This window comes from Ruminococcus sp. J1101004sp1_RTP21198st1_B9_RTP21198_201120, from assembly GCF_040924245.1.
In the GTDB taxonomy this organism is placed as follows: domain Bacteria; phylum Bacillota; class Clostridia; order Lachnospirales; family Lachnospiraceae; genus Blautia_A; species Blautia_A faecis.
The window spans coordinates 111,003-125,122 of record NZ_JBCOMI010000005.1 but is presented as its reverse complement, the minus strand read 5'-3'; the positions used below and the strand labels follow the sequence as shown (position 1 = coordinate 125,122).

The window sequence follows — 14,120 nt, the reverse complement described above, 5'->3', positions numbered from 1 at the left end:
GAGGATTTTTACAATGAAAAGAAAACTTTTAGCTATGGTATGTGCAGTATCTATGATCGCTTCCCTTGGAGCAGCTACTGTTTATGCATCAGATGATGTTAAGGCTACAGGCGATGAGAAAATTGCGCTGATCACAATGGACTCTATCGACCAGCACTGGATCACCCTGAACGAAGGCGCTCAGGAAGAAGCAAAAGAGCTTGGTGTAACAGTTGACTTCATGTCCCCGAATACAAAAGATGACGCTCAGCAGATCGAGTGTGTAAACAATGCAGTAGCAGGCGGTTATGATGCAATCATGGTTGCTGCAAACGGACCAGACGCTATTTCTTCCGCACTTCAGGAAGCAAAAGATCAGGGAATTAAGATCGTATATGTTGATTCCCCTGCAAATGTAGAGGCAGAAGCTACTTTCTCCACAGACAATGAGGCAGCTGGAACAACAGCAGGAGAAGAGATGAAGAAGGCGCTTGAGGATGCTGGTATTACATCTGGTAAAATCGGTATCATTAATGTAAACGCAGCTACTGATTCCTGCGTAAACCGTGAGGAAGGCTTCCGCGCAGCATTTGACGGCACAGACTTCGAGATCATGGAAACCCAGTACGGCGAAGGTGATGCTGCAAAATCCCAGAGTATCGCAGAGAACTACATTACACAGGGTGTTGTTGGTATCTTCGGATGTAATGAAGGCTCCACAACTGGTGCCGGAAATGCCATCAAAGCAGCTGGAAACGCTGACATCATCGGTGTTGGTTTTGATAAATCTGACGCGATTCTGAACCTGATCGACGACGGATATCTTCTTTGCACAATGGCTCAGAACCCAGATGTTATGGGATCTGAAGGCGTAAAAGCAGCTGTAAAAGCAATCAACGGCGAGGAACTCGGCGGAGAAGTTACAGATACAGGTGTATCTGTGATCACAAAGGATTCTGATAAATAATCTGAAATAAAAGGAATATTGTTCATGGAACGTCATGGATATGATGACGGCTGGGGCAGTAATTATAAGGAGCAAGAAACCGTCGGTTTTTCCGGCGGTTTTCTTGCTTAAAATGCTGAAATGGATTATTATTAGAAGTAAGAAAAAGTGGAGAGAGTTTCTAAAAAAATGGGGAAATTTCTTCACAGTAATCATGTAATGGGGACGGAGAACATGGAGATTTTAAAGGTAGTAATTGCAGATGATGAGGTGCGGATCTGCCAGCTGATCCAGGCACTGATCGACTGGGATTCTATGGGAATGAAGGTGGTGGGAATCGCCCACAACGGAGAGGAAGCCTGCGAAATGGTACGGCAGACACAGCCGGATATTCTGATCACAGATATCCGCATGCCAGGCTGCAGTGGCCTGGAGCTGGTAAAAAGGGTGAAGGAGCTGGATTCCGCTCTGGAAGTAATCATAATCAGCGGTTACGCCCATTTCGAGTATGCACAGCAGGCTATCAGTTACGGTGTGGGACATTATCTTCTGAAGCCGGTAAACAAGGGGGAACTGACTGCTACCCTGCAGAAATTGCAGAAAAAGATCGGGGAGCGCAAGGAGTCGGAACTGAATCATCAGGAGCTTGTAAATAAGGCGAAAAGGGATGATGACCATTTACGGGCAAATCTGATCGACCGGCTGCTGGATCAGCCGGATATGCCGGTTTCACAGGACACATTGACGAGCATTTATCATCTGAAAGCAAGACAGGGAGTGTACCAGGCGTTTTGTGTAAAAGTGGATTATGGAAGAAAGATCATTTCTGGCGGCAGAATGGATGGAACAACAGGTCTGGCTGGCGCACGAGAGATCAGCTCCACTTCCAGTGAAATCCTTATGGAAAAAGTACGTGAGGTCCTGGAACGAAATCTGAAAAAAGACAGCCGCGAATTAGTTCTTCTGATTCGTGATGACTATTGCTACGGTATTCTTAACTATCCGGAAAGTGAGAAGGAATCCATCCGCCGGAGCATGAAGAGCAGCCTTACCCAGATGGAAATCCAGAAAAATATGTTTCAGCATGTAAGCTTTTCCATGGCAGTTGGAGCTGCATACAAAGAGGCAGAGCATTTGGCTGACTCTATGCAGGAAGCCCGAAAACTGATCCAGGAAAGGCTGGTAAAAGGGGACGGACGGGTTCTTGACTGTCTGGGAAAAGCTTCAGAAATCCAGGAGAGCGAGTTGCTGAAAAAGTATCTTCGTGAGATTACTCATGCCGTAGAAATTTCCAGCATTCAGAATGCAGCAGAAGCAGTAGAGGATTTGCAGGATACGGTAAATAAGGCGAAAGAAATTCGTGGCAGCGAGATTTTTGAACTGGTGTATGCAGCAGCTGATATTTTTGCGGCAAGTATTCGGATTCCAGAGCGTACTGCTACTGTGGAGGAATTCCGTAAACAGTGTGATAAATGTGGAAAAATAGAGGAAATTTTTTCCTGTCTTGGGGATTTCCAGAAAAAATATATCCAGGAGCAGGCTGAACGCTATGAAACTGATACTATCCGCCCGGTTCGCAAGGCAAAGGAATATATCCAGAACCATTTCAGTGATCCGCTGACTTTAGAGGAAGTCAGCGAGATAGTGGGACTTAGCACTGCTTATTTCAGTGCCTTATTCAAGAAGACAGAAGGAGAAGGTTTTGCAAAATATCTGATCAACGTGAGAATGGAACAGGCCAAGCTACTCCTTCGGGAATCCAATCTTCCAGTAACAGAAATCTGCAGGAGGGTAGGATATAACGATCCGAAACATTTCACACATACCTTTGAGAAAGCGGCAGGGGTGAAACCCTCTACATATAGAAAATTGTATGGATAAATCAAAAATGAAATTTAAAGAAAAACTGAAATACATATCCAACCGGGCTCTTGTCCTGGGAACGGTAGTCTTCGGGAGTTTTATTATTCTGGCGGTAATTCAGCTGTTATTGGCATATAAAGGCGAAACACCCTGGTGGATGGCCATAATTATAACAATATTTGCAATTTTGTTTCCGATTGTATTCTGGCTGTGGATTCACCGCCCTTACATGCGCTGTGAAAAAATGACGGATCGTTTTCTGGATGGTTATATTTTTTCCGAAAAAGAAGATATGGAACTCTTGAACCTGACTCCAAGCATCCAGAAGCAGATGAAAATGGTAGACCGCATTGTGCGTTCTCCCCAGTATATGGATCTGAACAAAAGACAGGCTCAGTACCTGGCTTTGCAGAATCAGATCAATCCCCACTTTCTTTACAATACACTGGAAAGCATCCGTGGAGAAGCTATTATTGCAGGTCTGGACAGCGTTGCAGATATGACAGAAGCCCTGGCAAGATTTTTCCGTTACACCATTACCAAGGTGGAGAATCTGGTTTCTGTGGAGGAAGAACTGGATAACTGTGAGACTTATTTTGGAATTCAGAAATATCGTTTCGGGGACCGGCTGCAGCTTCATATTGATTATGATATTGCAGAGTATGAAAAGATCATGAACTGCAGAATCCCCAAACTGACGTTGCAGCCGATTCTGGAAAACAGCATTATCCATGGCGTGGAGCTGAAGGTTGGCGGTGGAAATCTTTATATCCGTTTTCAGTGTACAAAGGATCGCCTGCTCATCCGTATTTCAGACGATGGGGTGGGAATGGACGAGATGACTTTAGCAAAGCTGAACCAGAAGCTGGGCAAGTCAACCAAGGCCATTCACGACAATGAAGAAAAACAGGGCGGAATTGCTCTGGTGAATGTGAATAACAGAATCCATTTGATCTTTGGGGATGAATATGGCATGCATGTTTATTCTGTACCAGGAGAAGGAACAGATGTGGAGATCACCATCCCTATACTTACTGACGACAGACAGGTGAAAAACAGGAGCGTGTTGGTATGAGAAACGAAGTTCTCAGAATGGAGCGTGTGACGTATAAAGAGGATGAGGTTGTGAAGCTGGAGGACTTCAATCTTCAGATTTTTCAGGGAGAGATTATGGGATTTATGCCTGTTAACAGTCATGGAAAAACAGCTCTTCTGAAGCTTCTGGAACGGAATCTTCCCCTCTATGACGGTTATATTTATTATGGAGGGGAAAAGGTAAACACCTGGAAAGAGAATTACAAGGCAGCAAACAGGATCAGCATTATCCAGGAGAAAAGTTCTCTGGCAGGAAATCTGAACATTGCAGATAATATTTTTGTCCTGCGTCCGGGCTTTCGCCAGTGGGTGATCCGCACAAAGATCCTGAACCGGCAGATGGAACCTTTTTTAGAAGATATCGGAATGGACATTCCCCTTAATAAAGATGTGGAGAAGCTTTCTACTTTTGAACGGATCATTGTAGAATTGCTCCGGGCTGTGATTATGGGATATCATCTGATCGTGCTGGACGAAGTTGGAGCCCTTGTCAGTGATGATGAGTTGAAAAAGCTCCATGGAATTATCCGTCGTTATGTGAAAAAAGGGTTTTCTTTTCTTTATATCTGTTCTCATCTGGAAGAGATTTCCAGTATCTGTGACAGATGTGCGCTGTTTACCAATGGAAGAATCCAGAAGATTCTGGAAAGAGAGGAGCTGTTCAATGATCCGCCCGTAACTTACATGACGGAATATAACGACATGGTCCGTTATCATACGGAAAAAAGGGAAGGGCAGCAGGCTGCACCGGTTGTTTTTCAATGGAAGGGCTACGGAGAGGATGCAGCCTGCAATTTTTCCTTTGATGTGCATAAAGGAGAATGCCTGGCCGTACAGATTATGGATGCCAGGGGAATGGAGGAGCTACGGAAGATTCTGACCGGAGATATTTTACCGGAAAGTGGAGAAATCCTGTTGAATGGGAAGCAGACAGAGATTCCGGGAAATGGCAGGATTGCAGTAATCCAGGAACGTACTACAAAAACCATGATTTTTCCGAAACTGGATTATATGAATAATCTCTGTATTTGTCTGGCAGAAAAAGTTACTTCAATCTGGCACAACAAACGTCTTCAGAAAAGTATTCGGAATGAATACAGTCCCATATTAGGGACAGATGTTTTTGAAATGCCGGTGGAGGAACTGAGTGAAAAGCAGAAGTATCAGCTGGTGTATACAAGAGTATTTTTGCAGAAACCGGAGATTCTGTTTTGTATTCAGCCTTTCTGCGGCGCTGATCTTGCTCACAGGATGTTTATCTGGAGTATGTTGGAAAAGTTCCTGGATAAGGGGATTTCGGTGGTGATCTTATCTTTGAATTTATCGGATTCCCTGGCTATGGCAGATCGCCTGTTGATTCTTGGGGAAAATGGGAAAAAGAAGGAAATTGTAAGAGAAAATTTCCATAAGATTACCTCGTCGGTGCCCTGGCTGCATAGGTATCCGTCAGAGAGAAAATAAAATGTATAAAACATAATACTAATAATTCGGATTGTATTTTCAAACACGCTCCAGAGCCTAAATAAGAAGCCCATGGCAACAGAAATAAAATTGCCATGGGTTTCTTTATAACTAAAATTCAATTTCAGTCAATCTTCAGAATCAGTTCCAGCACCCGTCTTGCACAGTGCTCTAATTCCGGGCGGCCAAGCTGTCCCATTTCCATGGCCTTTTTCACACGTTCTGGGAAACCAGTTCCCATTTTTACGTCATTTCCGGCCTTGATTTCTTTGTAATGCTCTGCTCTTGTCCACCAGTCAGTGGTGACCATTCCCTTGAAGCCCCACTCGCCGCGGAGAACATCTTCCAGAAGCTCACGGTTCTCAGAAGCGCGGTGACCATTGATTGCATTGTAGGAGGACATGATCGTCCATGGCTGTGCTTCTTTTACAATGATCTCGAAACCTTTCAGATAGATCTCGCGAAGTGCACGCTCGGAAACACGGGAATCGCTGTGCTTTCTGTTGGTCTCTTTGTTATTTGCTGCGAAATGCTTTACAGAAGCTGCAATGTGCTGGGACTGGATACCTTTTACCATAGCTGCGCCCATTTTTCCGGCAATCAGCGGATCCTCGGAATAGTACTCGAAGTTTCTTCCACAAAGCGGATTTCTGTGGATATTTACTGCAGGGGTAAGCCATACAGCAAGATTGTTCTCCTTCACTTCTTCGGCGCCAGCCTGTCCAACCTGCTGAACAAGAGCCGGATTCCAGGTGCAGGCAAGAAGGGTTGCACAAGGCCATGCTGTTGTGTTCATGCTGCATTCCCCGCTGATACGAAGACCGGCAGGACCGTCTGCTGTCATAATGGATGGAACACCATAATCCGGAAGATTTCCAAAGCCGAAGGTATTGGAAACACCTACGTTTGGCTGTCCTCCAAGAAGATGAATCAGATCGTCATCGCTTAACTGTTCCATAAAATCATCCAGGGAAAGCCTGCCTTCTGCTACATCAATAAACTGTTTTCTGCCAAAGTTGTCGAAAAGTGTGCCACGTGTACAGCAGCGGACTGCAGGGGTAATACCTTCCTCAGTGCCCGGCTCCATTTTCTCAAATACGCATTCGTTCATGTCATTGCATGCAGACTGTGGAAGCTCCTCAAAACTGCCGTCAGAGAGCATACGCTCTTTCAGGCTGGTTGGAACAAGATGAGCTGTCAGCTGCTTTGTGATCATATTTTCATACAGTTCCATTGTCAGGAGGCTCTCCTTAGTGTCGCGCACAGAAGTTCCAATATAGAACTTATAAGTACCTTTTTCCAGAATATATGCGGATTTCTTGATTTTTCCAAGGTCATCGTAGGAAGCCATGTCAGCCTTTGCAAAGGAAAGGCGGATCTGCTGTGTCTCACCTGGCTGAAGAAGACGGGTTTTTGCAAAAGCAGCAAGCTGGCGGGCTGGTTTCTTCAGAAGTCCCTGTGGAGCTTCGAAATAAATCTGGACAACTTCTTTTCCAGCCAGGTTACCGGTGTTGGTCACCTGAACTTCAGCGAAAATCTGATCCTCTGTTTCCCACATAGCGGTGGTGTTCAGGCAAAAGGTGGTGTAGGAAAGTCCGTATCCAAATGGATAGATTACTTTTTCCTGTGCTCCTGGAAGGGTTTCAAAATAACGGTAGCCTACATAAATATCTTCTGTATAGTTTACATAATCAAAAGACTCATGGAAGTTAGCAGTGGATGGATAATCATTTACGTCTGCAGCAAAAGTGTCAGCCAGCTTACCGGATGGATTCCCTTTGCCGGTGAGAAGCTCCGCCATGGCAAGCCCGCCTTCCATGCCACCCTGCCATCCAAGAAGAGCGGAGGAAATCCGGTCATCATTTTTTACCCAGGAAAGGTCCATGATTCCGCCGATATTGAGAACGACTACGATATCATCAAAGCGCTCTTTTACCATGGAAAGCATTGCTTTCTCCCTGGTAGTGAGATAGAAGTCGCCATCTGGGAAAACTTCGCCGGAAATTTTCGGCATGGTGGTTTCTGTATCCCATGGATTAAATTCGTTGTTGCATTCAATGCTGGAACGGTCCCAGCCCTCGCCGGAGAAACGGCTGATCACAACAACTGCAACGTCAGCAAATGCTTTTGCGCCGTCAGCAAGCTCCTGGGAAAGCTCTGGCTCTACCGTCATTCCTGGTGCGGCACCTTTTTCATACTGATGTCGGATATCGGTGCGGTAAAAATCGGATAACGGTTCGTAGATCTGAACGGCGTTTTCCTGCATTTTCAGCCCATCGTAAAGGTTGTGTACATAAGAAACCATAACATCACCGCTTCCGCCGCCGCCTTTTACATAGTCGAAGCTGCCCTTGCCAAAAAGGGCGATGCGTGTGCCCTCAGTAAGAGGAAGCAGGTTTTTCTCATTTTTTAGAAGAACCATACCTTCTTTGGCGGCTTCTTTGGAAAGAAGGATATGTTCTTTGCTTGCGGTAACACGGCCGCTTTCCCTAAGGGGAAGGTTTGGCTGGAATTTAACTCTGGTCCATTTGTTCATTGTGGGATGTCCTCCTGTAGATAAATTTATAATTAGAAATTTTTTTTCGTGTAGTTGTCTTGATGTTGCTATTGTACTGGAAAAAGCGGTGGTGTACTAGATGGTTTATTGCTTCTTTTATAGGTCTTTCTTGATATTACAGATGAAATATTATATATTATCATAAAGAATAGATGGTGTATTTTGATTTTAAACCTGTGATATAAGTGTTGTGTATTTTGGATGAGGATGGAAGTCGGGAAATTTGAGTGAAAAAAGAAGGTGAGGCATACTATGAGAGCGGAATATGAAAACGTGCTGGATGATCATTTGGGACAAATTCATTTTACATATGTAAATACCTGGGATGAACTGTTACCAGCACACTGGCATGAGCATTTGGAAATTATTTATGTGCTTGGCGGCGAGATTACAGCATCTATTAATGATGTGAGTTATGAGTTGAAAAAAGGGGATATTTTTCTGGTAAATTCCAATGATATCCATTATACCCATACGCATGAGGATGCCAGGTATTATCTTTTACAGATCCCGCCGGTTCATCTGGAAAGAATTTCTGCAAAGTGGGAGGGACTGAAATTTCAGGAGTTTATAAGGTCGAAATCAGCTGACGCATGTGTTCAGGGAGAACAACTGGAGAATGTGCAGGGAAAGGGACTTGTTGAGATGAGGGAGAATCGAAAGTCTACAAATCGGGCTGATGATCTGTATGATCAGTTGAGAGACGTATTTCGGAAAATTGCAGGCTTTTATGAAGAAAAAAAAGAAGGCTATCATCTTCTGGTGCTTTCTGCTGTTTACCGTTTACTTTATTTTCTTTATACAGAAGGAATCAGGAGTGAGGAAGATACAGAAACAGCTCACGGCACTCTGCGAGACTTGGAACGGATGAAGCTGTGCATGGAATTTGTCCGGGAACATTATGGGGAAAGAATTTCCCTTGCCGATGCTGCTGGGCTTTTGTCCATTACACCAGAGCATTTCTGTCGTCTTTTTCGCAAATATACAGGACAGACCTTCCTGGCTTATGTAAATCAGATCCGCATGGAGCATTTCCACACAGATCTTCTGGAGACAGATAAAAATATAACATTTCTTCTGGATAAAAACGGGATTACCAATTACAAAGGTTTTTTGCGAAAATTTGAGGAAGCTTATGGGGAATCGCCGAAGGAAGTAAGGAGAAAACAGCTGGGAAAAAAGCAAGAATGATTTTTTAGGAAGGCGCTGAAAATAATAAGCAGGACAGATTAAATGTCTGTCCTGCATTGGTTTATAACTGCGCTTTATTTTTTACCAGCATTTCATGAATGATATTCTGTGTATAAGCACCCAGGTGTTTTTTGTCTTCTTTTTCCAGCTGGTCTATGTAGATGGGGGTGCCATACTCCAGGATAACGTGGGTTTTCTTAACTCTTGGAAAATGGTTTTCCCAGATATCAGCGGAGCCGCTGATCGCCATCGGGATGATCGGACAGTTTGCCTTTGCGGCAATTTTGAAGCTTCCCTCATGGAATGGAAGCATGTCCAGTTCATCTTCATTTTTGTTTCGTGTACCCTCTGGAAAAATGCAGATGGAAATGCCAGATTTCACTTTCTCAATAGCAGTGAGAATGGTTTTCAGTCCCTGCTTCAGGTCATTACGGTCAAGAAACAGGCAGTGAAGACGTTTCATCCAGGTAGAAAGAAGAGGAACCTTTTCCATTTCTTTCTTGGCTATGTAGCCGGTACGGATTGGACATCGGGGATAAGTAAGCGGCACATCGAAGAAGCTTCGATGATTTCCGATGTAGAGAACCGGCACATCAGTTGGCACATTTTCTTCTCCGATAACCGTCAGCTTCACACCTGCCACCCACAGGATGAACCGAAAAACAGCCTGGACAATCCGAAGAGAACTGATTTCTTTCGCCATAGGATTGAATTTTCCAATGATCCACTCTACCAGAAGGATGGGAATGGAAAGAATTAGGAATCCAACCACTACGATCACGCATAAAATAAAACGAATCATATGATTTTCCTTTCTGCTTCATAATCGTTGCTGCTCAGACCATGAACAGCAACACATAATCTATGTCTATTATATGAAATTTTAAAAATTCTTGCAATAAATCTTTTTTATCCCTCATACAATAAAATAAATGGAGATTGCTGTTTGCTGTGTTTAAAAACTGAGCATCAGATGAACAGCAACGCGACATCTGAGGTGGCAGAATGAAAAAAACAAAAGCAGTTCTTCTGGGAGTAATTTTGTGGTCACTGCTTTTGGTCAGTGGATGCAATTTTATCCGCATTGAGGAGGAGCCGCGGAAACCTTTGGAATATTCCATTGTGAAAAATGAAGATTTGCCGGCGGAACTGGCTGCTTTGATACAGGAGAAAAAGGCGAATGAATTTCAGCTGACCTACCAAAGTGAAAAGGAGCTGTTTCTTATAAAAGGATACGGGCAGCAGATGAGTGGTGGCTACAGCATTTCCGTGGAAGAACTGGGCGTCACCTCCCAGGCAGTATTTTTTCGGACGCAGCTGATCGGTCCATCCGATGAGAAGATGGTACTTAGTCCTCCGTCTTATCCTTATATTGTAGTGAAAACGGAGTATCGAAAGGAGTCAGTCATATTTGAGTGAAAACTAGATTGTGTTTGAAAAAGGCTTTCTGCAAGATGGGCGCAGCATTTTTCAAACATGCTCTAATACAATGTAAGTTTGCTTTCCGTGCATCGCAAAGCGGTTACCGTGAAGGTGCTGAACCGTTACATTTATTGAGATTTGACATAGTAGATTGCCAAAAAGGAGTGGAAAATCGTGGAATTAAGAAAAGAAAGTGTGCAGATGCTTCAGATAAAAAGCCGTGCAGCCAGCCAGGTAACTTTTGATACAGATTATAATGTACCAGATGCAAAGCCGGATGTGGGACGACTGATCCAGAGCAAGGGTGACATTTCCATGGATGAAGTGCGTCTCAGCGAGGGCAAGGCATTTATCAGCGGAAACTTGAATGTGGATATTCTCTATGTGGGGGAAGAAAACCAGAAGGTGAGCAGTCTGGGGGCAAAACTGTCTTTTGATGAGACATTGAACCTGGAAGGGATTGCAAGTGGGGATAAAATGTGCCTGAAGTGGGAGATTGAGGATCTCAGCGTGCACATGATTCATTCCCGAAAACTAAACATAAAAGCAATTGTCACCTTTTATGCAGTGGTAGATGAAATGGCAGGAATTCAGCTTCCGGTAGAAATCAGTGAGGAGGGAATTTCCGTAAAAAGGAAGAAAGTCCGTTTAATGAGTCTTATGGTACATAAAAAGGACACTATGCGGATTAAGGATGAAGTGACTTTGGTGTCCAATAAACCGAACATTGAACAGCTCTTGTGGTATACCATCGATGTCCGTGGAATGGATCTGCGTCCAGAGGATAATGTGGTGAGAGCAAGAGGAGAACTATCAGTTTTTGTCCTTTATTCGGGAGAAGATGAGGAAAATCCGCTTCAGTGGGCAGAGTATGTGCTGCCGTTTAATACGGAAGTGGAGTGTACTGGTTGTATGGGAGAGATGATTCCAAATATTGGTTTTTCCGTTATGCATCAGAGCATTGAAGTAAAACCGGATTCAGATGGGGAAGAACGGGTAATGAGTGTAGACACGGTGCTGGAACTGGACATGAAGCTTTACCGCGAAGAAGAGCATGACCTGATTCTGGATGTGTACTCACCTTTGAAAGAATGCATTCCTCAGGGAAAAGAGATGTGTCTGGAAAGCCTCCTGGTACGGAATGACTCCAAATGCCGCGTATCTGACCGTATTGAACTGAAGGAAAGCCAGGGGAAAATCCTGCAGATCTGTCACAGCCAGGGACGTGTAAAGGTTGAGAAAACGAAAATTGTAGAAAATGGAATCCAGGCCGATGGAATTGTATTTATGAAAATCCTGTATATTACAGGAAATGATGAAATGCCATTCTATTCCGTTGATGGGATGATCCCTTTTTCCCATATAATTGAGGCAAACGGGATCAATGAGGACAGTATCTTTTTTCTACAGGCAGATCTGGAACAGCTGTCAACGTCTATGATCGACAGCAATGAGATTGAGGTGAAGGCTGTGATCAGTCTCAATGTGCTGGTGCTTCAGTGTGAAAACCGGATGATCATAAGCAAAGTGGAGGAGCGTCCCCTTGATATGGAGAAAATCCAGGCAATGCCGGGAATCACGGTGTATGTGGTGAAAAATGGGGATTCTATGTGGGATATTGCGAAAAGATTTTATACTACAGTGGAGGAAATCTGTGAGCTGAATGAACTGGAAGAGGACAGAGTTGTGCCTGGAATGCCGCTGCTGTTGGTGAAGAAGGTGGAAGGGTAAGGCTGCTTTCTGTTTACTGCATATATTTGGAGAAAACCTTTTCAAACATGCTCCGGTCACGGTGTGGACAGTAACGATATATATAGAATGAGAAATTTCCTCGCATAAATGTATTGAAAAAAATACAAAAATATTTTACAATAAAAGCATTGATAAAATTGTATACAAAGTACAAAGAAACTGCTGCTCTTAGAGCCTGCCAGAGGTTTTATGTGAGCGGCAGCTACAAGCGGAGGAAATTATGCGTTTACGTGCACTTGCAAAGATAAATCTGGGACTTGACGTGGTTGGAAAACGTGATGACGGATATCACGAAGTCCGTATGATTATGCAGACCATACAGATGTATGACGTGCTTGAAATTGAGAAAAAAAAGGAGCCGGGAATTGTCCTTACCACGAACATTCCTTACGTTCCTACTGACGAGCGGAATCTTGTATATAAAGCGGCGAAAATGTTAATGGATGAGTTTGATATAAAAGAGGGGCTTACCATGAACCTGGAGAAGTTTATCCCGGTAGCAGCTGGCATGGCTGGTGGAAGCTCTGATGCGGCAGCCGCTTTTGTTGGCGTGAACCGCCTGTTTGGACTGGGACTTTCTGAGGAGGAGCTGATGAAGCGTGCTGTGAAGGTTGGAGCTGATGTTCCGTATTGTGTGATGCGCGGAACTGCTCTTGCAGAGGGAATCGGGGAGAAGCTGACCAGACTTCCCAGAGTACCTCACTGCTATGTTCTGGTGGGAAAACCAGGAGTAAATGTTTCAACCAAGACTGCTTATGAGAACCTGAAACTGGACGATCCTGCTGTGGTTCATCCGGATATCGATGGTATGGTGACAGCTGTCAGAAATGGTGATCTTGATGGAATGATTTCCAGAATGGGAAATGTATTTGAACCGGGAATTATCAGCAAATATCCTGTGATCCAGGAAATCAAAGATCTGATGGAGAGCAACGGAGCACGTAAGGCCATGATGAGCGGAAGTGGTCCTACTGTATTTGGCATTTTTGATGATAAGGAGAAAATGGAGCGGGCAGCAGCTGTTCTCAGGGAGAGCAGACTTGCGAAGACTGTTTTTGCCACAGATGTTTTTTAGCGGAGGGAAATACAAATGACAAGTGATTTTACGGTGCATATGGATGAGTATCTTCCACTTAGGGAGGTTGTTTTTAATACATTGCGTCAGGCAATACTGAAGGGAGAACTGAAGCCGGGTGAAAGACTTATGGAGATTGCCCTTGCGGAGAAGCTTGGGGTGAGCAGAACTCCTATCCGGGAAGCCATGCGTAAGCTGGAACTTGAAGGGCTGGTTGTGATGGTCCCGAGACGTGGAGCCCAGGTTGCCAATATTACAGAGAAAGATCTGAATGATGTTCTGGAGGTCAGGATCACTCTGGAAAATATGGCTATTGAGAAGGCCTGTGCCAATATGACAGATGCGGATATCCGGAAACTGGAGCAGGCGGCTGAGGTTTTCCAGACCAGTACTGCGGAAGGAGACCTGGTAAAGATGGCTGAGGCGGATGTGAATTTCCATGAGGTAATTTATGAAGCTGCTGATAATAAAAGACTGATGCAGGTTCTGAATAATCTTCGCGAGCAGATCTACAGATATCGTGTAGAATATCTGAAAGAGGATGAGTCCAGAAACCGTCTGGTGAAAGAGCATGAGAAAATTACCAGGGCGCTTAAGGAACGGGACGTGAAAGCAGCACAGGAGCTGTCTTTTGAACATCTGGAAAATCAGCGGATGGGAATTATTCAGGCGATTCGGGCAGAAGAGTAAACTGAGTGGTTTTCTGGGAGCGGAGCGGGCACATCCTGCCCGCGTTTCTCTTTTGGGGAAGTTGAGAGAAAATGAATATAATTGTTTTT

Annotated in this window: 11 protein-coding genes; 9 read left to right on the top strand and 2 right to left on the bottom strand. The window is 44.3% G+C overall.

The window, feature by feature from the left end; translation table 11 throughout:
- The first annotated feature begins 13 nt into the window (after nt 1-13).
- The 4 genes from AB5618_RS04825 (at nt 14) to AB5618_RS04810 (ending at nt 5,344) form a co-directional block, all read left to right on the top strand.
- Entirely contained in the window at nt 14-946 is a 933-nt protein-coding gene (locus AB5618_RS04825) for an ABC transporter substrate-binding protein (protein ID WP_148461524.1), read from the top strand.
- A 213-nt stretch (nt 947-1,159) separates the two neighbouring features.
- Entirely contained in the window at nt 1,160-2,806 is a 1,647-nt protein-coding gene (locus AB5618_RS04820) for a response regulator (RefSeq protein ID WP_173715745.1), read from the top strand.
- 7 nt (nt 2,807-2,813) lie between these two features.
- Complete coding sequence (locus AB5618_RS04815) at nt 2,814-3,863, top strand: sensor histidine kinase (RefSeq protein WP_148461526.1); 1,050 nt, start codon at nt 2,814-2,816, stop codon at nt 3,861-3,863.
- Nucleotides 3,860-5,344: a sugar ABC transporter ATP-binding protein gene (locus tag AB5618_RS04810; RefSeq protein WP_148461527.1), complete on the top strand. Its 1,485-nt coding sequence runs from the start codon at nt 3,860-3,862 to the stop codon at nt 5,342-5,344. The genes AB5618_RS04815 and AB5618_RS04810 overlap by 4 nt, the downstream gene beginning before the upstream one ends.
- A gap of 124 nt (nt 5,345-5,468) precedes the next feature.
- Here AB5618_RS04810 and AB5618_RS04805 read toward each other — a convergent pair whose 3' ends face one another.
- Nucleotides 5,469-7,880, bottom strand: a complete 2,412-nt coding sequence (locus AB5618_RS04805; RefSeq protein WP_148461528.1) for a glycoside hydrolase family 3 C-terminal domain-containing protein — start codon at nt 7,878-7,880, stop codon at nt 5,469-5,471.
- A 273-nt stretch (nt 7,881-8,153) separates the two neighbouring features.
- Here AB5618_RS04805 and AB5618_RS04800 point away from each other — a divergent pair, with 273 nt between their 5' ends.
- A complete protein-coding gene (locus tag AB5618_RS04800; protein WP_148461529.1) occupies nt 8,154-9,092 on the top strand; it encodes an AraC family transcriptional regulator in 939 nt (312 codons plus the stop codon).
- 61 nt (nt 9,093-9,153) lie between these two features.
- Here AB5618_RS04800 and AB5618_RS04795 read toward each other — a convergent pair whose 3' ends face one another.
- Entirely contained in the window at nt 9,154-9,894 is a 741-nt protein-coding gene (locus tag AB5618_RS04795; RefSeq protein ID WP_148461530.1) for a 1-acyl-sn-glycerol-3-phosphate acyltransferase, read from the bottom strand.
- Nucleotides 9,895-10,097: 203 nt separating this feature from the next.
- Between AB5618_RS04795 and AB5618_RS04790 the strand changes: the two genes are divergently transcribed.
- The 4 genes from AB5618_RS04790 (at nt 10,098) to AB5618_RS04775 (ending at nt 14,031) form a co-directional block, all read left to right on the top strand.
- Nucleotides 10,098-10,511 carry a protease complex subunit PrcB family protein gene (locus AB5618_RS04790; protein ID WP_148461531.1) on the top strand — a complete coding sequence of 138 codons (414 nt, stop codon included), beginning with the start codon at nt 10,098-10,100 and terminating at the stop codon, nt 10,509-10,511.
- Between the two features lie 177 nt (nt 10,512-10,688).
- The gene (locus tag AB5618_RS04785) at nt 10,689-12,245 is read left to right on the top strand and encodes an SPOCS domain-containing protein (RefSeq protein WP_148461532.1); all 1,557 of its coding nucleotides are present in this window, start codon (nt 10,689-10,691) and stop codon (nt 12,243-12,245) included.
- 241 nt (nt 12,246-12,486) lie between these two features.
- On the top strand, nt 12,487-13,341 hold the full coding sequence (ispE, locus tag AB5618_RS04780) for a 4-(cytidine 5'-diphospho)-2-C-methyl-D-erythritol kinase (protein WP_148461533.1): 855 nt from the start codon (nt 12,487-12,489) through the stop codon (nt 13,339-13,341).
- 15 nt (nt 13,342-13,356) lie between these two features.
- On the top strand, nt 13,357-14,031 hold the full coding sequence (locus AB5618_RS04775; RefSeq protein ID WP_148461534.1) for a GntR family transcriptional regulator: 675 nt from the start codon (nt 13,357-13,359) through the stop codon (nt 14,029-14,031).
- Nucleotides 14,032-14,120: the final 89 nt, after the last annotated feature.

Bases quoted from the DNA above. Each gene is read 5' to 3' on its own strand.
- AB5618_RS04825 (WP_148461524.1), top strand. From the start codon at position 14: ATGAAAAGAAAACTTTTAGCTATGGTATGTGCAGTATCTATGATCGCT.
- AB5618_RS04820 (WP_173715745.1), top strand. From the start codon at position 1,160: ATGGAGATTTTAAAGGTAGTAATTGCAGATGATGAGGTGCGGATCTGC.
- AB5618_RS04815 (WP_148461526.1), top strand. From the start codon at position 2,814: ATGAAATTTAAAGAAAAACTGAAATACATATCCAACCGGGCTCTTGTC.
- AB5618_RS04810 (WP_148461527.1), top strand. From the start codon at position 3,860: ATGAGAAACGAAGTTCTCAGAATGGAGCGTGTGACGTATAAAGAGGAT.
- AB5618_RS04805 (WP_148461528.1), bottom strand. From the start codon at position 7,880: ATGAACAAATGGACCAGAGTTAAATTCCAGCCAAACCTTCCCCTTAGG.
- AB5618_RS04800 (WP_148461529.1), top strand. From the start codon at position 8,154: ATGAGAGCGGAATATGAAAACGTGCTGGATGATCATTTGGGACAAATT.
- AB5618_RS04795 (WP_148461530.1), bottom strand. From the start codon at position 9,894: ATGATTCGTTTTATTTTATGCGTGATCGTAGTGGTTGGATTCCTAATT.
- AB5618_RS04790 (WP_148461531.1), top strand. From the start codon at position 10,098: ATGAAAAAAACAAAAGCAGTTCTTCTGGGAGTAATTTTGTGGTCACTG.
- ispE (WP_148461533.1), top strand. From the start codon at position 12,487: ATGCGTTTACGTGCACTTGCAAAGATAAATCTGGGACTTGACGTGGTT.
- AB5618_RS04775 (WP_148461534.1), top strand. From the start codon at position 13,357: ATGACAAGTGATTTTACGGTGCATATGGATGAGTATCTTCCACTTAGG.